General features: G+C 46.6%; 16 protein-coding genes. 13 read left to right on the forward strand and 3 right to left on the reverse strand.

What is annotated here, in order from left to right:
• The first annotated feature begins 262 nt into the window (after positions 1-262).
• Complete coding sequence (locus A7K91_RS18495; protein WP_068685470.1) at positions 263-883, forward strand: NAD(P)-dependent oxidoreductase; 621 nt, start codon at positions 263-265, stop codon at positions 881-883.
• Positions 884-1,076: 193 nt separating this feature from the next.
• Positions 1,077-2,285, forward strand: coding sequence for a hypothetical protein (locus A7K91_RS18500; RefSeq protein WP_068685472.1), 1,209 nt, complete (start codon positions 1,077-1,079; stop codon positions 2,283-2,285).
• Positions 2,286-2,307: 22 nt separating this feature from the next.
• On the opposite strand, the gene A7K91_RS18505 is transcribed toward A7K91_RS18500, so the two are convergent.
• Positions 2,308-3,225, reverse strand: a complete 918-nt coding sequence (locus A7K91_RS18505; protein ID WP_068685473.1) for a helix-turn-helix transcriptional regulator — start codon at positions 3,223-3,225, stop codon at positions 2,308-2,310.
• Positions 3,226-3,322: 97 nt separating this feature from the next.
• Here A7K91_RS18505 and A7K91_RS18510 point away from each other — a divergent pair, with 97 nt between their 5' ends.
• Complete coding sequence (locus A7K91_RS18510; protein ID WP_068685475.1) at positions 3,323-3,787, forward strand: VOC family protein; 465 nt, start codon at positions 3,323-3,325, stop codon at positions 3,785-3,787.
• A 116-nt stretch (positions 3,788-3,903) separates the two neighbouring features.
• On the opposite strand, the gene A7K91_RS18515 is transcribed toward A7K91_RS18510, so the two are convergent.
• On the reverse strand, positions 3,904-4,179 hold the full coding sequence (locus A7K91_RS18515) for a SemiSWEET family sugar transporter (RefSeq protein ID WP_068685477.1): 276 nt from the start codon (positions 4,177-4,179) through the stop codon (positions 3,904-3,906).
• A 243-nt stretch (positions 4,180-4,422) separates the two neighbouring features.
• Between A7K91_RS18515 and A7K91_RS18525 the strand changes: the two genes are divergently transcribed.
• From A7K91_RS18525 to A7K91_RS18545, 5 genes are read left to right on the forward strand one after another with little or no spacing between them, the layout of a single operon-like run.
• A complete protein-coding gene (locus A7K91_RS18525) occupies positions 4,423-4,995 on the forward strand; it encodes an RNA polymerase sigma factor (RefSeq protein WP_068685481.1) in 573 nt (190 codons plus the stop codon).
• Positions 4,973-5,296 carry a hypothetical protein gene (locus A7K91_RS18530; RefSeq protein ID WP_068685483.1) on the forward strand — a complete coding sequence of 108 codons (324 nt, stop codon included), beginning with the start codon at positions 4,973-4,975 and terminating at the stop codon, positions 5,294-5,296. The genes A7K91_RS18525 and A7K91_RS18530 overlap by 23 nt, the downstream gene beginning before the upstream one ends.
• Before the next feature lie 36 nt (positions 5,297-5,332).
• The gene (locus A7K91_RS18535; protein WP_068685485.1) at positions 5,333-6,208 is read left to right on the forward strand and encodes an ABC transporter ATP-binding protein; all 876 of its coding nucleotides are present in this window, start codon (positions 5,333-5,335) and stop codon (positions 6,206-6,208) included.
• A complete protein-coding gene (locus A7K91_RS18540) occupies positions 6,205-7,494 on the forward strand; it encodes an ABC transporter permease (RefSeq protein ID WP_068685487.1) in 1,290 nt (429 codons plus the stop codon). The genes A7K91_RS18535 and A7K91_RS18540 overlap by 4 nt, the downstream gene beginning before the upstream one ends.
• Before the next feature lie 59 nt (positions 7,495-7,553).
• Entirely contained in the window at positions 7,554-8,165 is a 612-nt protein-coding gene (locus tag A7K91_RS18545) for a hypothetical protein (protein WP_156739654.1), read from the forward strand.
• A 475-nt stretch (positions 8,166-8,640) separates the two neighbouring features.
• Here the strand turns inward: A7K91_RS18545 and A7K91_RS18555 are convergent, their stop codons facing one another.
• Entirely contained in the window at positions 8,641-9,600 is a 960-nt protein-coding gene (locus A7K91_RS18555; protein WP_068685499.1) for a metallophosphoesterase family protein, read from the reverse strand.
• A 218-nt stretch (positions 9,601-9,818) separates the two neighbouring features.
• On the opposite strand from A7K91_RS18555, the gene A7K91_RS18560 reads away from it, so the two are divergent.
• The 5 genes from A7K91_RS18560 (at position 9,819) to A7K91_RS18580 (ending at position 16,777) form a co-directional block, all read left to right on the forward strand.
• Positions 9,819-11,561, forward strand: coding sequence for a sensor histidine kinase (locus A7K91_RS18560; protein WP_169833429.1), 1,743 nt, complete (start codon positions 9,819-9,821; stop codon positions 11,559-11,561).
• A 16-nt stretch (positions 11,562-11,577) separates the two neighbouring features.
• A complete protein-coding gene (locus A7K91_RS18565; protein WP_068685503.1) occupies positions 11,578-13,179 on the forward strand; it encodes a response regulator transcription factor in 1,602 nt (533 codons plus the stop codon).
• 155 nt (positions 13,180-13,334) lie between these two features.
• The gene (locus tag A7K91_RS18570) at positions 13,335-14,843 is read left to right on the forward strand and encodes an ABC transporter substrate-binding protein (protein ID WP_068685505.1); all 1,509 of its coding nucleotides are present in this window, start codon (positions 13,335-13,337) and stop codon (positions 14,841-14,843) included.
• A gap of 161 nt (positions 14,844-15,004) precedes the next feature.
• Positions 15,005-15,871, forward strand: a complete 867-nt coding sequence (locus A7K91_RS18575; protein WP_082967577.1) for an ABC transporter permease — start codon at positions 15,005-15,007, stop codon at positions 15,869-15,871.
• An 18-nt stretch (positions 15,872-15,889) separates the two neighbouring features.
• On the forward strand, positions 15,890-16,777 hold the full coding sequence (locus tag A7K91_RS18580; RefSeq protein WP_068685508.1) for a carbohydrate ABC transporter permease: 888 nt from the start codon (positions 15,890-15,892) through the stop codon (positions 16,775-16,777).
• Positions 16,778-16,801 lie beyond the last annotated feature (24 nt).

Genomic DNA, 16,801 nt, shown 5'->3' on the forward strand with positions numbered 1-16,801 from the left:
AGCAGTTTTATCCATTTCTTTTTAGTTATAAATCCGATCGATAAGATTACTATTCCCAATATTAACACCGCCATGATAGTGAAAAATGGCATCAGTCTCCCCCTCATGTCAAAAAAAGTGCGCCCAACATCTTACAAATCAATATTATATAAAATCTATGTATAAGACGAGTACCAACTTTATTTAGTACCGCCACTAGCCAGCGAGTTTGCTTAGAGGACGGTAAAGGATTATTTCGTCATATCATATGGGAGGTTTTCTTATGAATGTGCTGATTTTTGGCGCCACTGGCCGGGTTGGGAGGCATATAACCTCACATGCTCTTCAAGATGGACATCATGTCACAGTAGTAGTCCGCTCTCGGGAGAAGCTTCAACAGGTTAATCCAAAACTAACGGTTATTCAAGGCAATGTTCTAAATAAAGAAGATATTACCCGAGCCGTACAAGGAAATGATGCCGTTATTAGTGCACTAAATACAGATGGCACAACAACTCTGTCAGAGAGTACGCCTTTAATTATTGAAGCTATGTATAAGGAAGGCATACAACGGATCATAACCGTCGGCACTGCCGGTATTTTGCAAAGTGAAAGCTCCCCTGATCTTTTGCGTTATCAATCAAGTGAATCAAAACGCAAATCAACTCGCGCAGCCGAAGAGCATCATCAAGTATACCGTTTACTAAATGAATCGACTCTGGAATGGACTATTGTATGTCCTACTTATTTGCCTAATGGAGAACGTTTGGGCAACTATCGTGTGAAGAAAAACAGGTTGCCTGAAGGTGGTACTGAAATATCTGTGCCGGATACGGCGGAGTTTACTTATAGTCAACTACAAGCCGGTGATTTTATTAAGTCGCGGGTAGGTATTGCTTACTAAATCAAAAGATAAACTTAATGCTTGTATACAAAAGGTTAAGGGAGGAGAAATACGAATATTAGTTCGTTAGGCAGTTGTTTCAGAGCAAAAATATGCCCTACAATAGGGGCGATAGTTAAATAGAGTAGAAAATTTTAACATTGCTTAACTTTTTCATCCAACAAGGATAGATGCAGAAGAAAGGGGTATAAAAATGCCAAATGACAAGAAGGATCTGCCCCATGCCGGTCCTATAACCGAGCCTGGCCGTTATCCTATCGATTTGACTGGACCTCATAGCCACACCTTGATTATTAAGCCCGGAGTGGGCAGCTTGTCCATAGGACCGTCTCATTTAGGGACGAAAGCAGACCTTCATGCTGCAGCTGATGCACATTTAAATTGGAGTGTATTTGAAGCCTTTGCGACGCCTGCAGGCTCTCCATGGCCGCGGTACCTGAACTATACAGGCAGCGATAGAGGCTTTTTTGAATGGGCGAAAAACCGCCCCGTTGAAGAGATGACATGGAGCCCTGTTCTGTCAGCGGCCACGGCAGTAGATGCGACTCTATCCAAATTTCATGGCTTGAGCATTAATCTCGACCAGCCAGGAGGCAAGCTAAGCCTGAAGCTGCCTAAAGAATATTATCGCCTCGGCGTCTCCGGCGATCTGCTGCGGTTTTCCGCAACAGGCGATTTGCCATCCATGCTGGTGCTGGCGCCGCATACTAGCCGGCGTAAAAATGCAGAGCCTTACACATTGCCCGACTTGGGAGAGCTGCATCAGGTTACGAACTTGACGCTTCAAAATGAACCTATGTCCCAGCCTATCTCATTAACTTGTATGAGCCGGTTTCCAAACCTGACTTCATTAAGCCTGTGGGGAAATTTCTGCGATTTGGGCACATTGGCCGAGCTGGAAGGTCTGGTAAATCTGGAGCTGCGCTTTATGCCCGATCTGACTCATCTGCCTTCGCTGGATTCCTGGCCGCTGCTTGACCGGTTTATTGCTTTTAATGTTGAGGAGGATATGGGCAAGCAGCTAAAAAAACAAATGAAGGCTCGCGGAATAAACCGTCCATGGGATGATTACGCATCAGTGAGCAAGCTGCGAAAGGCGGAGTGGTGGACAACGGAATATGGCCGTCCATTCTCGTCCTGGCCGAAACGTCTGGCCAAGGCGGCTAACGAAGCGTATGACGCGGCAAAGGAAGGACTGGCACAGGCCAAAAGCTTAGCCGAAGCCGAAGCTGCCATTACCGGCTTCGCCAAACGCTTCAATACGCTCAAAGGGATTGAAACAACCGAACGCGAGGACCTTGGCGAAGCGGTATGGCAGCTTAGCCAAGGCGATCATTTGATTGGCGAGCCGATTCCAGAGGAGCTGGCTCAGCGCTGGTTTGATTCAGCGCGCGATTACTGATTACTGATTGAACGTAGATTGATTAGTCATATTTATTTGCGATCCGAAGTAAATAATTGCGGAAATTATTTGCATAGGATTGGGGCTCTACAATTTTTAGATTTTCGCCAAAACTGGCCAAAAATTGAAATCCCATAGTACCTTGAGGAAGATGGATGGTTGCCAGGATCAAATCAGAGTCAGGATTCTCTTTAATGCTTTTTCGGCCGTACCTTTCAATGAATTGATCCCGGATGCCGGGAGAAATTAGCGCTTTGACTTGTATAAGTTCCGGATGATAGCTTGTTTTCTGCTCCTGATCCCGCCAATCCTCCCGCAGATTAAATGTTTTCTCCTTCATCATGTCAAGACGATCGATCCGGGATAGTTTAAAGGTTCTATACCCCATGCGCTGCAAACAAAATCCTCTGACATACCAGCTCATTTCGCTAAAATGAACCTGATAGGGCTCAATCGTCCTTTTTGTCACAACGCTGTTTTTATCGATATAGTCGAAGGAGAGCAAGCATCTTTTGGAAATCGCCTCCTGACAGGTCTTCAGAATTTGTTGAATCTCGGATCGTCCTTCCCACTCATAAAAAGAAAGATGAATGGAATCTTTAGGAGCTAATGGGCTAACCATAGCTTCTATTTTTTTGATCGTCATTTCGACTTCTTCGCTCATTAGAATTTGCTCCAATCCGCCAAGCGCTGTCCATATATTCACTAGGTCAGAGGTGCTTAACAGACGTTTATCAACCTTGTATTCATTCATAATGCCAAAGCCGCCATTAACGCCATGGACCGCATAAATGGGTATATTCGATAAACTTAAGGTTTCCATATCTCGAAGAATCGTTCGTTTGGAGACGTTAAACAGCTGTGCAAATTCATTGCTGGAAACCAGCTCCTTTTTCAGTAGGATCATAATAATAGAGATAAGTCTCTCGATTTTTTCCATTTGTTCTCCTTTTTTTATGTATCGTTATGAAATGGCGACATACTGTAGTCACCTATTGCAGATTATACTACAGGCATAACAAAGGAGGTTATTATTTATGTCAGCTATTGCTTATTTACAATTGGATGGAAATGCGGAGGAAGTGATTGGATTTTATTCGGAGGCTTTAAGGGCAACGGAAGTCAAGATGGTGAAGTTCGGGGATATGCCGCAAAATCCAAGCTACCCGTTGCCGGAAAAGGAGTTAAATATGGTTATGGAATCGTCCATCGCGTTTGCAGGCGGAAAAATCATGCTTTCCGATCTCTTGCCTTCAATGAAGGCGGCAACAGGCGAGCTGGTAAAAGGAAATCAGATCATGATCAGCTTGGTCATTGACGATAAGCAACAACTGAAAGAATACTTTGATCATTTATCCCTTGGCGGACATATCATCATGCCGTTATCCGATACTCCGTGGTCCTCTTGTTTTGGATTGCTAGTTGATAAATACGGAATTAACTGGAAATTCAATAGCGATGCGGAAAAGTTTCTTGATCAAATCATATCCAGCAAGCAATAAGTGACGCTGAAACCATCTCATGACGAAAGGGATGTCCAATAAACAACCTAACAATAGGGCCAGGTGGTAAACTCGATGTTTACTCGCCTGGCTTTTTTTGTGCCAATGTGCTTTTTTTAGTTGTTGTTGTGCCTGTATTTCATAATCAATGCCAGAATAATGACGATTAAAACCAACGACAGGCTGTTAGTTATAAGAAATGCATAACCCACGCCATCCATTGCCAGACTGACCGCATAAACCTCCATAAATCCAATTCCCGTAAATAATAACCAGAATGTATTTTGATTCAGGTCTTTGGCGGATTTTGTTTTTATCATCTGTAGAATTTGGGGTATCCAGCCAAAGGACAAAATAATGCCGCCAACCAACTGAAATAGAGCAAAAATCATGCAGTCCACCTCCACCTTTTATAAAAAGGATATGTTCTTGCAGCCCATTCTGCGACCGTGTACCGGCTTGCCGCTATTCCTGTTTGACAGAAACAGACAGTTTCCGCTCCGGCAACGACTGGCAGGCGTTAAATTTGTCATTGAACTAAAAGCGGTAATTTTTAATAATGGGCTGTAACGATTTATAAGGAACGGACGAATAAGAGAGGACATGTCAAAAAGTTGAAGGGCGGAGAGGGTGGGATGTACCAGGAGAAGGAGAAGCTTAAACGGTTTGTTCAGGGCAGTCATGCTGCCTTTGAAGATATTGTTTTGGCTTACCGGGAGCCTGCAATCCGTTTTGCTTGCCACTATGTCCATGATCCTTACATAGCGGAGGATTTGGTTCAGGACTGTTTTGCCTACTTGTATGTATATCCATGGAAATACAATTTCCAGGCTTCCTTTAAAACCTTTTTGTTTACGCTGATTCGCAACAAATCCATTGATTATTTGCGGAAAAAAGCAAGAAGGCGGGAATGCGCGGAGCAAGAGGAGGACACAAGCGACAGGCTGAGGGATACGGCTCCGGGGCCGGAACAGATGGTGCTGGACAACGAAAACCGGCACTATTGGGAGCAGCTTCTTAACGGACTAAGCATAGAGTACAAAACAGCTCTATATATGGTCGATGTTGAAGGGATGTCGCCCAAGGAAGCCGCCGCAGTACAGGGGAAAACGGCAGCGGGCTTTCGAGTGACGCTTTTTAGGGCAAGAAAACAGCTCAGGACGCATGCAGAAAAGGAGGGGTGGCATGGAAAGCCGGAATGGCACTGAATGGGGCGAAAATGGAAATCAAGATGATAACCAACGCTTTTTGCGCGGCATCTATCGAAAAGCGGCAATCCTGGAATATGAACGAATGGAAAATGAGCGGGTATTGGCTAATCGCAAAACATTACGCAAGCAATGGCTTATTCGAACGGGTACGATGATGGGTGCAGGCATTGGATTCATAATGATGATGAAGATGAGCTCTTTTGCTATGACGGCTGTTCTGCCTCTTTCCTCGGTCCTCATTATGTTGGGTCTGCTGCTGGAGTATATAGAGCTGAGAATGACCGCCAATAAGGAATAGAAGCTACCAAGGCATATACAATGGAGTGTGAATGTAATGGAGGTAACTCTGCAGCAGTTGACCAAGCAGTTTGGAAGTAAAACCGCGTTAAATGGCGTTACGCTGAAATGGGAGGAAGGAGTGCAGGGCTTGCTTGGGCCTAACGGCGCTGGTAAAACAACATTAATGAGATTGCTGGCCACGCTGCTTTCGCCAACTTCAGGGAGCGCAACAATCGATGGAGTTCCGCTCAAGGAGAAGCATGCAATCCGGGAGCTGATCGGTTATTTGCCTCAGGAATTTTCGTTTTATCCCGGCATGACTGTAGTGGAGGCATTGGACTATCTAGCCATTCTGTCAGGGCTCGACGCAGCAGCGCGCCGGAAAAAGAAAATAAACGAACTGCTGGAAGCCGTTAATTTGGAAAATCATCGAAAAACAAAGGTCAAAGCGTTGTCCGGCGGCATGAAGCGAAGGCTGGGCATTGCTCAAGCGATGATTCACGAGCCTAAGTTACTGATTGTGGACGAGCCTACCGCAGGTTTGGACCCGGAAGAGAGGCTAAGGTTCCGCCAGCTGCTTGCCGGTTTTTCCGCTAATCGAGTTGTCCTTTTATCTACCCATGTTGCGGAGGATATTGAATCCTCTTGCCGGGAAGTCACTGTGCTGACAAAAGGCTCGGTTCCCTTTCAAGGCAGTGTTGCTCAGCTGGCGGAGCAAGCCAGGGGAAAGGTGTGGGCGGCCGAAATGGATAGCTCTGAATGGCATATGGCCAATCAGTCCTTCAACATCGTTTCAGCAGTAGCCAAGGGCTCCCGGATGAGTGTCCGACTGCTTTCTGATTCCCCTCCGCTACCCGGGGCTGAGGCTGCAGAGCCAACCATGGAGGACGGCTACCTATGCCTGGTCAAGGCGGGGGGGAGCCTCCAATGAGCTTTTTGACATTGCTTCGCAAGGAAATGGGCATGTTAGGCCGGAATAGGGTGCTGTATCTGTTCTTGGCTGTTATTTTTGTGTTTTATTGGACTAATTACGCAACTGAGGAAAGCTGGAGTGAGGGCAAGGCTCCTGCGCCGCCTGTAGAAATAACAGAAAAAGCACTGGCAATGGATGGGGAAACGGGGGATGGCGGGGGATCGCAAGGTGTGCCTCCGATGCCCGTTTACGGTTTTCAGAAGGCAACCGATCCCGAATTTTTAGCGGAGCGATACCTCTCGATGCTGAAGAATGATTTGCAGAGGGGATGGATGGAGCAAAGAATTATTTTTGGGGCATTTTCAGGCAAACGCAAATTATCGCAGAGCGATCGTGAACATATGAAGGAAAGTATGTCGAGACTCCAGGAGGTTGTGAAGGAGCCGTCTGCTTATACCGGAATCGAAGTGCTGCAAATGGCGGCGGATCTGGACAGCCATCTGGGAGGATGGACGAGCTATATGAGGGATGGCGTCTCCTTCATGGAGCCGATTGAAACATTTGAGGACGCGATGAACATGTATGCGGCCTCGTTGGATGAGTATGAAAAAAGGGTGGCGGATAATGGGATATACGCCGGGATGGCCAGATTATTCAGCGATTATATGGGGCTTACGGCGGGATTGTTTCCTGTTTTTCTGGGGGCCTTCATGATGGGACGCGATAGAAGCAGCGGAATGATGGAGCTTGTTTCCAGCCGTTCAATTAAGGCATGGCGTTATGTAGGCGCCCGATATTTGGCCCATGCCATTATCATTTCATTCCTTTATTTGCTGCTTGCGGCAGTTGGCGCCTGGCAAACGTCAGGAGCGCTTGAGGAGGCGGGGACCTTTGGAGACGCCTTGCCGATTTTTCTGTCCTATACGTCCGGCTGGCTGCTTCCAACCATACTGGTCACCCTTGCTTTTGGATTGCTGATCAGCATGGCGGTTGGCAACGGCATTATCGCGATCCCGCTTCAAATCGTATGGTGGTTTATTTCGGCCTTGCCATTGATTGGAGACTATCGGTTTTTCAAGCTTTTTCTACGATTTAATACAGGGGCAGAGCAGGAAACCTTTTATCGGTACGAAAATGCAATTATCGCAAATCGCATTTTCTACGTTCTGCTGGCCGTTGCAATGGTTGCTGCGGCAGTTATGATATGGGAACGCAAACGGAGCAGCGGGAAAGGGGCCAAAATTGGCTTTGGATTTCGCAGAAGGCAAGCAGGCAGGCTTGTGAAGAATGGAAGTGAAGGATGAGCGCTCCATTATCGGCTGTGCCCTTCTCCTTACGCAGAGGGGAGGGAGCAGCGGCCCTTTTGATATGGAATCTGCGTCTTCTTGCCGGGCCGCTTTGGTTATTGTCATTCCTGATTGTTATCGTGCTTTCGCTTTTTTGCAACCCATCTCTTATGGGGGCTGTTGATGCCGCGTATTGGGGCGAGCGCTTTGTGGCGCTGCTGTCATTGCTTCTATTGCCGCCCCTCGCATTGCTGGAAGCTGGCGGAATAGGCGAAGGCTTGTTGTCAAAGAAACAACGCCATGAAACGGTTTTTGTATGCCGCTGGTTAATATCCGCAGCATGGCTAGCTGTTCTGACAGCCCTTTTTTACGGGGGTGCGGCCTTAATGGGAGCAGACTTTGAACTGCCGCTTATTCCAGGAGTCTTTATGACCGGCTTGGCGCTAGGTTCTGTTGCCTTGCTGGCAGCCATTCTTTTGGGCGGATTATCTGGGGGATATATAGTTGTCTTCGCATGGTACCTGCTGGACTGGATGACAAAAGGAAAATGGACGGGACAGTTGTATTTGTTCAGCATGTCAGACGGGACCTGGAATACGGACAAGCTGTGGCTCCTCGTGTTGGCCTTGCTTTGTTTGGCCGTTTCAGCATGGCTGCTGCCTCGATTGATAAAGAAAAGAGCCTTTTGAAGAAGTAAAAAGCCGTTGAGGAAACACTATTGCGCCAAGCCAAACGCCTAAACACGGAACAGCCCTCTCGGCTAAGAGCTAAGAGGGGGCTGTTTTTATGACTCAAAACAGTCAAAACATTATTATGTGCTTGAACTCACTGATGCCTGGCTTTCTTATGGGGCTGTCCGAAAAGTCATCGGACAGTCTCGGCATTGTGTCACGATTTGTATCACGTATTGCATCATGTACTGGTTCTGCCTGCTGGATCTTCACGGCTGCTGTCTTTTGTATGAAATTGCGTATAAAAGGTGAGCTTTTGAATGCCATTAGGGTCGTTATATATGAAAAATCGTACAATATTATCCATTCAGAGGGGGTGGAACTTTATTTTTGTGCGATATTTCGTACAAGTTATATGCATTGTGGTGATTATTAGGTTGAGCCGGTTTTAAATGAGCTTTTTGTCGTGCAGGTAACCTGATTAGTGAATTGGTTATTTCAGCTCAATAACATCATGGGGGAGAATCCACCGCTTTTGCAGATGCTCGCGTTTCTTTATGACTATCCGGTTCTCGTAGACCTCCACAACGAGACTTTCGCTTTTGTTGCATGGCGACTGGTTTTTTACGACCTGTCTTACAGCTCCGCTTCCAACCATGTAGAACTGATCATAACGAAATTGCTTTGTATCCTCCACATCCTCATGAGTGTGACCGGTAAACAGGATGATTTGCCTATGTTTTTTACTCAAAATATGCCGCAGTTGTTCGTGCTGGACAATCCCTCTCTCCAAAGCCGAGCCATCCAGAGAATGCTTAAGCGGCTGATGGACAAATACAAAAGCAGGGCGTTTGGGTTCGGCAGAGCTTGCAGGCTCATCGTTAAGCCGCTCTGAAAGCCATTGAAGCTGGCGTTGGCTTAAGTAAGCATCTTCCCTTACAGCAGGGTCCTCATCCCGATATCGTTCTCCGCTCAGAAAAATAAAGTGATACCCGCCAAGCCAAAAATCATGATAAACTTCTCCATAATTAAAATACGAGAGGAAAAGCTCCTTGGCTTGCCCGCTTGTCCAGTCCGGGTTGAGCTTATGGCCCAATTGATATCTGTCCCATACCTGGTAATACTCGTGATTCCCCATAGCGGCATGTATAGCGGGGTGCGAAATCTGGCCTAGCAACTGATTCAGCCGCTCATAATCTTCTCTGTAGCCATCCGTTATATCCCCGTTTAGCACCAGAAAAGAGCTTTGCGGATTTATTTCCCTGTGATCCTTGAGGGCTTCCAGAAACAGATGATGCGAGACTTTATCTAAATCCACAATATGAATATCGCTGAGCACGGAAAAGGTCATTTGAGGCTCGTCGTTTTTTGCCGCCGTTTTGTTCAATGAGCAAAACAATAGTATGAGCATGATACCAAAGATTCGGCTTGCGTTCACTCGTTTTTTTCGCATAGTGTTTTCCTCCCGAGTTTATTGAATTCCCCGTATCTCGTTCCCATTATTCCATTCCTTCGCAAATGACGTTTCCTGTTCGGCCCTGCATAGGAATTTGTGTTTTTTTCGTCGACTCTGTGTCAGAATTAGGTCGAGATTGTATCATTTCCGCTCGTGTTGTTCCGATATGATAAGGGTATATTAGACTTGGTGTGCCATCTGAGAGGATGATCGACATGAAAAACGGACTGTTTCGTCTAAGCTGGAACTCCATACGCTTCAAGCTGGTGGTGGGCTTGCTGCTGCTTACCGTTCCAATGGTGATTTTATTGATTTACAACAATGGCTATGCAATTAAGGTTGTACACAGCAAAGTCGCGGAATCCAACCGGAATTTAATTACGATGTACATGGCCCAGATTGATAGCAACTTAAATGATGTCGATAAATATTTAACCAATCTTATCGTAAATGATAAAGACCTGCAGGAGCTTGAGTTTTATTATTCGGAGCAAAACCGTGTTTTAGCCAAGGTTCGTCTTGATGACAAGCTGAAGGCCGATATTTCGTCTCATCCCTCTATTGATTCCTTGTTTGTGTATACCGTGAACGGGGGGGATTATATCGAGGTTTACAAAGATTACGATAGCATTCAGGATAGAATGGCCATAAGCGGTTACGTGCGGGAAAGTATTCAGCAGCTCATCCAGCAAGAGGGGACAACGGACAGCCAGTGGAAGGTCAAACAAATTGATAAAAAATATTATTTGCTCCGTTTCCTGCAAACCAAGGATGCCTATGTAGGGGCTTGGGCAAACATGGAAAAGCTGTCGGTTCCGCTGGATTTGATTTCATTAGGCGAAAAAGGGGTTTCCTTGTTCGCTACCGAAGCCGGAACGCCAATGACAAATGAAGAGGTTGTTCAGGATAACCGCATTCAACTGAACAACGACGAGCACGACTATTACTTGTCCGGCGACCACGAGCCGTATCTTGTGCTTGCCCAGAAATCGGCGAAGGGGAATTTCAGCCTGATCGCACTCATTCCGGACAAAGAGGTATTGGAAAACCTGCCTTATTTAAGAGCCATTTCATTTATGGTTCCCATTGGCGGCTTGATCTTGATCCCCGTTTGTTTTCTTGTCTTGAGAAAAATGGTGCTGCGCCCGCTCAATCGTATTCTTATCGTGATGAAACGTATTGGCGAAGGGAATTTAAACACGCGGATCGAAGCTTTTCCCACATCCAACGAGTTCAGGGTCGTCAATGAAACGTTTAATGAAATGATCGGCCAGGTTAAGGAGCTTCGCATCCACGTATATGAAGAAAAGCTGAGTAAGCAAAAAGCCGAGCTTCAGCATTTGCAGCTTCAGATTAATCCCCATTTTTTTATGAATGCTTTAAATATTATCTATAACCTGGCGCATGTCCGGAATCATGAATTAATTCAGGAAATGTCTATGAGTCTTGTTCAATATTTCCGTTATATGTTTCGGAGCAATTTAACATTGGTGCCCTTAAAGGACGAAATCAGGCATATTCGCAATTATATGCGAATCCAGGAGCTGCGTTTTCCCGGAAAGATGTCGTTTCGTTTATCCATGCCCGAATATTTGAAGGATACGAGGATTCCTCCATTGATTATTCAAACCTTTATTGAAAATTCGATCAAGCATGCTATCACTCCGGATGCTTCGATTGACATAAACGTCTGCATGGAGCTGGAGGAGGCTGTTGATTCCGAGCCGCTTCTGAAGATCTGGATCACAGATACGGGAAGCGGGTTTTCCGAGGAGGTTTTAAGTGAAATTTCCAAAGGGAATCGCATCGTGGACGAGCATGGAGAGCATATCGGCATTTGGAATGTCAAAAGAAGGCTTGGTTTGCTTTATGGAGATGCGGCCCGACTGCATGTATCCAACCATGAGCCTTCGGGCGCCCGCATAGAGCTGGTGCTGCCCATTCAAGCCTCATCCTAGAAGGGAGCTGCCCATCATGTTTAGCGTGTTGATTGTGGACGACGAATTTCATGCCGTGGAAGGGATCAAAAAAGCAGTAGACTGGGACAAAGCCGGTGTTTCCTCCGTTTATACGGCTTACAATATTCAGCAAGCAAAAGAGATTTTTAAGGAGGCTGACGGCATTGATTTGCTGTTATGCGACATCGAGATGCCGCTTGGCAGCGGACTGGAGCTTCTGGAATGGGTGAAGGAAAACCAGCTGGAGACGGAGTCGATTTTTTTGACCTGCCATGAAGACTTTCATTATGCAAAAAAAGCGATTCAGCTTGGCTGTCTCGATTATCTGCTAAAGCCGGTGCCCATTCCGGAGCTTGAGAATGTTATGGCAAAAGCATTAAAAAAGCGAGTGGAAGAAAACAATAAATCCCAGACCAGTCATTATGGCCAGTTCTGGCTTCAGCATCAGCCTTTGTTAATCGAGAGATTCTGGCTGGACATTCTGAATCGGACCATTCCCACTCACAAGGAGGCCATCAGCCAGGCCGCAGAGGAGCGCAACATTCCGTTTTCCAATGACTTGCGGTTTGTGCCCGTGCTGATCGTCGTCAAGCGCTGGCATAAACCGTTAAGCAAGCGCGAAACCAAAATACTGGAGTTTGCCCTGCGCAATTCCGCAGAGGAGCTGCTCCTGAAGCATAGCGTCTACGGCCATCTGTTAAATTGGGGTGAAGGAAGCCTGCTCGCTATTTTGTCCTTTCAGCATTATGGCGAAGCCGAGGCTCGTATGTTAAAGCAAAGCTGCGCCTCGTTTATTGCCTCCTGCGCGGACTATTTTTATTGCGATTTGAATAGCTATATAGGCCATTTGGCTTCTGCGCACGAGCTGCCCGCTATGACGGATAAGCTGTTGATTGTGGACAGGAATAACGTAGCGCAGGATAATCTGGTCATTCAATTGGACGAAGTACCCGTTATACCTGAAGCTCATCAAAATCCGGAATTCGCGGTTTGGTCCACCTTGTTGACGGAGGGCCAAGCGGACAAGCTTATTGATGAAATTGCACGTTTTCTGGCGGCGGCAAGCCTGGCAAAGGGGCTGGATGCCAAACGTCTGCATCAATTCCAGCAGGATTTGCTGCAGCTGCTATATTCGTTTTTGCAGGCAAAGGGCATTCAGGCCAGACAGTTGTTCAGCGACGATCAATCCATGGAAATGGCGCTTTACGCCTCCCGCTCTGTAAAGGACATGAATAACTGGAGCAGGCACATCGTGGGCAAAGCTACCCAATACGTTCGCACTGTGGAGCAATCGGATTCCGTTGTTGACAAGGCGAAGGCATATATCAAGCAAAACCTGGATCAAAGCTTGACGCGCGAAGATATTGCCCGGCATGTGTTCCTAAACGCGGACTACCTCGACCGGATTTTTAAAAAGGTTAGCGGCGTTTCGGTAACGGAATATACCGTTCGGGAGCGGATTGCGGTGGCCAAGCAGCTATTGGGCAAAACGGGCATTCCCGTTCATGCCGTGGCCTTGCAGGTTGGTTTTACGAACTTTTCGCATTTTGCGCGCATTTTCCGGAAATATACGGATCGTAATCCGCTTGAATTCAGACAAGAGGAGCAGAAGCATTAATCGGCGCTGGTCGACAAGGTGGCATTTTGAGGTCGATATCGTGGTAGTTGAGCGTCGCGCAGTAGCTTACTATTAGAAGTAATTCGAGGCTGTGCTTCATATGAAAACGCTAACATTGAGCTTCGGATTCAACATTCTACGGACGGGGGATACACATGAGAAAATTTCCAAGCTGGGGCATCGCGTTTATAGTTTTGGCTTTACTGCTGGCTGCCTGCGGGTCAAACGGGTCAAGCAACGGTCCGGCCAAACCTGGTGAAAGCGAACCTGCTAAAGGGAACGAAACGGAAGAGAGCTATGAATTGACAGTAGCCTACTTCACGTTCGGGAGCGTGCCAAAGGATCAATTGCAAATCGAGCAGGCGCTTAACGAGATTACAAAGGAAAAAATCAATGCGACTGTCAAACTGCTGCCTATCAGCTTCAGTGCTTGGCAAAATCAGATCAATCTCATGTTGACCAGCAACGAAAAGCTGGATTTGATGGTTTTGATGGGAACCGGCTATGCAAACCAGGTTTCCAAGGGCCAATTGGTTGAAATGGACAGCTTGCTGAAGGAGCATGGAAGCGGCATCGTCGAGGCGCTTGGGCCGGACTATGCCAAGGCTGCTCTCATTGACGGCAAAACATATGGCGTTCCAACCATTAGAGATTTGGCCCAGAAATACGGCTTTTATATGCCAAAAGCGCTGGCGGACAAGCACGGGATAGACCTGTCCAACGTCAAAACGCTGGATGACCTGGAGCCGATTCTAAAGAAGATTAAAGAAAGCGAACCTAATATGGTGCCCATCGTAAACAGCGTTAACGCTTCGCCGGTTACGACCTTCAGCACAAGGGATTCACTTGGCGACGACATGGGCGTGCTTCTGGACAACGGCCAAAACCTTGAGGTTGTCAACTGGTTCGAAACCGAGGAATATGCCGCAACCGTCAAAAAAATGAGAGAGTGGTATTTAGCCGGCTATATTGGCAAGGATGCCGTTACCGTTAAAGAGTCCAAGTCAGACCTGATTAAAGCCGGAAAAGGCGGAAGCGCGCTGGCGGCCATGAAGCCAGGCTTCGACGTTCAAGAGGAGCGCCAAACGGGCATGCCGATCGTTTCTGCTGAAATGCTGCCGCCAACGGCAAAAACAAACACGGTTACAAACATTATGTGGGGCATCGCCAAAAACTCCAAAAACCCGGAAAAAGCGATGCAGTTTCTGAATCTCATGTATAGCGACAAGGACGTTGTTAACCTGCTGGATTGGGGAATCGAAGGAACGCACTATTTGAAAGTGTCTGACAATGTCATTGATTATCCGGAAGGCGTTACTGCAAGCACGGTTGGTTATGCGGGACTTGGCTGGATGTTCGGCAATCAATTCCTGTCCTATACGTTTAAAGGCGACGATGAACAGCTCTGGGAAAAAATGAAGGACTTTAACGATACGGCGGTTAAGTCCAAGGCGCTTGGATTCACCTTTGATTCCTCACCTGTCAAAACGGAATATGCCGCCGTGTCCAATGTCATTACGCAATATCGAATTGCCCTGGAATGCGGTGCGCTGGACCCCGACAAGGTACTGCCGGAATTTAATTCAAAGCTTAAAGATGCGGGCATCGAAAAAATCATTGCCGAGAAGCAAAAGCAGCTGGATGCCTGGGCTGCCGCACAATAACAAAAGGGCAATGGGCTTCTTGTAGAAATCGGCGCCATCCAGCCGGATCAGAAACAGAAGGAGCTGGATGGCGTTTCCGATAAGCCCTATTTACAGCAGGAAAGGTCGTGGATGAAGTGGCAAAAAATCGTTGGAAGCGGTTTGCTCCATTATTGCTTCTTATGCTTCCGGGTTTATTGTACTTGTTGATCAACAATTATTTGCCCATGTTCGGCATGATTATTGCGTTTAAGGATATCAATTTCGCAAAAGGGATATTCGGCAGCGACTGGATTGGACTTAAAAACTTTGAATATTTATTCAAAACATCGGATGCTTTTATTATTACGCGCAATACCTTGTTGTATAACGGTGCTTTTATCATAGTGAATACGCTAGGCGCCATCACTATCGCTATCCTGCTTAATGAAATCCGCGCCAAGCTGTATCAGCGGTTTTATCAAAGTGTCGTCATTTTGCCGCATCTTATATCTATGGTCATTGTCAGCTATTTGGTTTTCGCTATGCTGAGCAGCGATTCCGGCTTGCTTAACAAGTCTATTTTGCCCTTGCTAGGCCTTGAGGAAATTTCATGGTATTCCAGCAAGGAATATTGGCCTTACATTTTGACCACCGTAAATATCTGGAAAGGCATTGGTTTCCTAAGCGTCATTTATTTGGCGTCGATTATAAGCATCGACCCGGAGTATTATGAAGCCGCAACGCTTGACGGAGCCTCCAAATGGCAGCAAATCCGTAAAATCACCGTCCCGCTCATTATGCCAGTCATTACAATTATGACGCTGCTCGCCATTGGCCGTATTTTTTATTCCGATTTTGGCCTCTTTTATCAGGTGCCTATGGATTCCGGCATCCTATCGGATACAACAAGCGTTATCGACACCTATGTTTACCGGGCTTTAATGAACCTGGGCGATATCGGGATGTCGTCGGCTGCCGGCGTTTATCAGTCCATCGTCGGATTTGTGCTTGTTATCCTATCCAACTATACGGTACGCAAATTCAACAAAGAAAACGCTTTATTCTAGCGGAAGGGATGAGAAACCATGGCACATGAAAGCAAATGGATCAAATGGCTGGCGCATAGCGTTCTGATGACGTTTTCCTTCGCCTGCCTGATTCCTTTCGCATTATTGATCATATCCTCGATATCGAGTGAGCAAAGCATTATCAACAACGGCTATTCCTTTTTTCCGCAGGAGTTCAGCTTAAAGGCATACGATTATTTGTGGGACCATTGGGGAGAGCTGGGAAGAGCTTACGGCATTACGATATTTATTACCGTCGTTGGCACTGCTGCCAGCCTGGCGATGACCTCCATGCTGGCTTATCCCATGTCGCGTCAAGATATTCCGTGGAAAAACTTCTGGGCGTTTTTCGTTTTTTTCACACTGCTGTTTAATGGGGGGCTTGTTCCTACTTATTTGATCTACACGCAGGTGTTCGAAATTAAAAATACGATTTGGGCGTTGATCGTCCCCGGCTTGCTGATGAACGGTTTTCACGTATTGCTGGTTCGCACGTTTTTTATGACCTCTGTACCGCCAGCCTTGATCGAAGCGGCTCAAATCGACGGAGCGGGAGAAATCAAGGCGTTTTACAAAATCGTGCTTCCGTTATCCATGCCAATTATGGCCACCATTGGATTGTTCGAAGCCATTATGTATTGGAACGACTGGTTTAACGGCATGACGTATGTGACGGACCCGAGCCTATTCAGTATTCAAAATATTCTGAATCGAATCATTACGGACATTCAATTTTTATCCAATAACAGCAATCTTTCGTCAACAGCGGGTGAAGCAATGGCGGAGATGCCGACAACATCGGTGCGAATGGCCATTGCCGTTGTGGGCGTGCTTCCTATATTGATCGCTTATCCGTTTTTCCAGAAATATTTCATTAAAGGCATTACGATTGGCGCAGTGAAATAATGCAGCAGAAGAAAGGAGCTTGTC

It is taken from the genome of Paenibacillus oryzae (assembly GCF_001675045.1).
GTDB classification, from domain to species: domain Bacteria; phylum Bacillota; class Bacilli; order Paenibacillales; family Paenibacillaceae; genus Pristimantibacillus; species Pristimantibacillus oryzae.

Excerpts from the sequence above, each read along its gene's own strand:
- A7K91_RS18495 (WP_068685470.1), top strand. The coding sequence starts at position 263 with ATGAATGTGCTGATTTTTGGCGCCACTGGCCGGGTTGGGAGGCATATA.
- A7K91_RS18500 (WP_068685472.1), top strand. The coding sequence starts at position 1,077 with ATGCCAAATGACAAGAAGGATCTGCCCCATGCCGGTCCTATAACCGAG.
- A7K91_RS18505 (WP_068685473.1), bottom strand. The coding sequence starts at position 3,225 with ATGGAAAAAATCGAGAGACTTATCTCTATTATTATGATCCTACTGAAA.
- A7K91_RS18510 (WP_068685475.1), top strand. The coding sequence starts at position 3,323 with ATGTCAGCTATTGCTTATTTACAATTGGATGGAAATGCGGAGGAAGTG.
- A7K91_RS18515 (WP_068685477.1), bottom strand. The coding sequence starts at position 4,179 with ATGATTTTTGCTCTATTTCAGTTGGTTGGCGGCATTATTTTGTCCTTT.
- A7K91_RS18525 (WP_068685481.1), top strand. The coding sequence starts at position 4,423 with ATGTACCAGGAGAAGGAGAAGCTTAAACGGTTTGTTCAGGGCAGTCAT.
- A7K91_RS18530 (WP_068685483.1), top strand. The coding sequence starts at position 4,973 with ATGGAAAGCCGGAATGGCACTGAATGGGGCGAAAATGGAAATCAAGAT.
- A7K91_RS18535 (WP_068685485.1), top strand. The coding sequence starts at position 5,333 with ATGGAGGTAACTCTGCAGCAGTTGACCAAGCAGTTTGGAAGTAAAACC.
- A7K91_RS18540 (WP_068685487.1), top strand. The coding sequence starts at position 6,205 with ATGAGCTTTTTGACATTGCTTCGCAAGGAAATGGGCATGTTAGGCCGG.
- A7K91_RS18555 (WP_068685499.1), bottom strand. The coding sequence starts at position 9,600 with ATGCGAAAAAAACGAGTGAACGCAAGCCGAATCTTTGGTATCATGCTC.
- A7K91_RS18560 (WP_169833429.1), top strand. The coding sequence starts at position 9,819 with ATGAAAAACGGACTGTTTCGTCTAAGCTGGAACTCCATACGCTTCAAG.
- A7K91_RS18565 (WP_068685503.1), top strand. The coding sequence starts at position 11,578 with ATGTTTAGCGTGTTGATTGTGGACGACGAATTTCATGCCGTGGAAGGG.
- A7K91_RS18570 (WP_068685505.1), top strand. The coding sequence starts at position 13,335 with ATGAGAAAATTTCCAAGCTGGGGCATCGCGTTTATAGTTTTGGCTTTA.
- A7K91_RS18575 (WP_082967577.1), top strand. The coding sequence starts at position 15,005 with ATGCTTCCGGGTTTATTGTACTTGTTGATCAACAATTATTTGCCCATG.
- A7K91_RS18580 (WP_068685508.1), top strand. The coding sequence starts at position 15,890 with ATGGCACATGAAAGCAAATGGATCAAATGGCTGGCGCATAGCGTTCTG.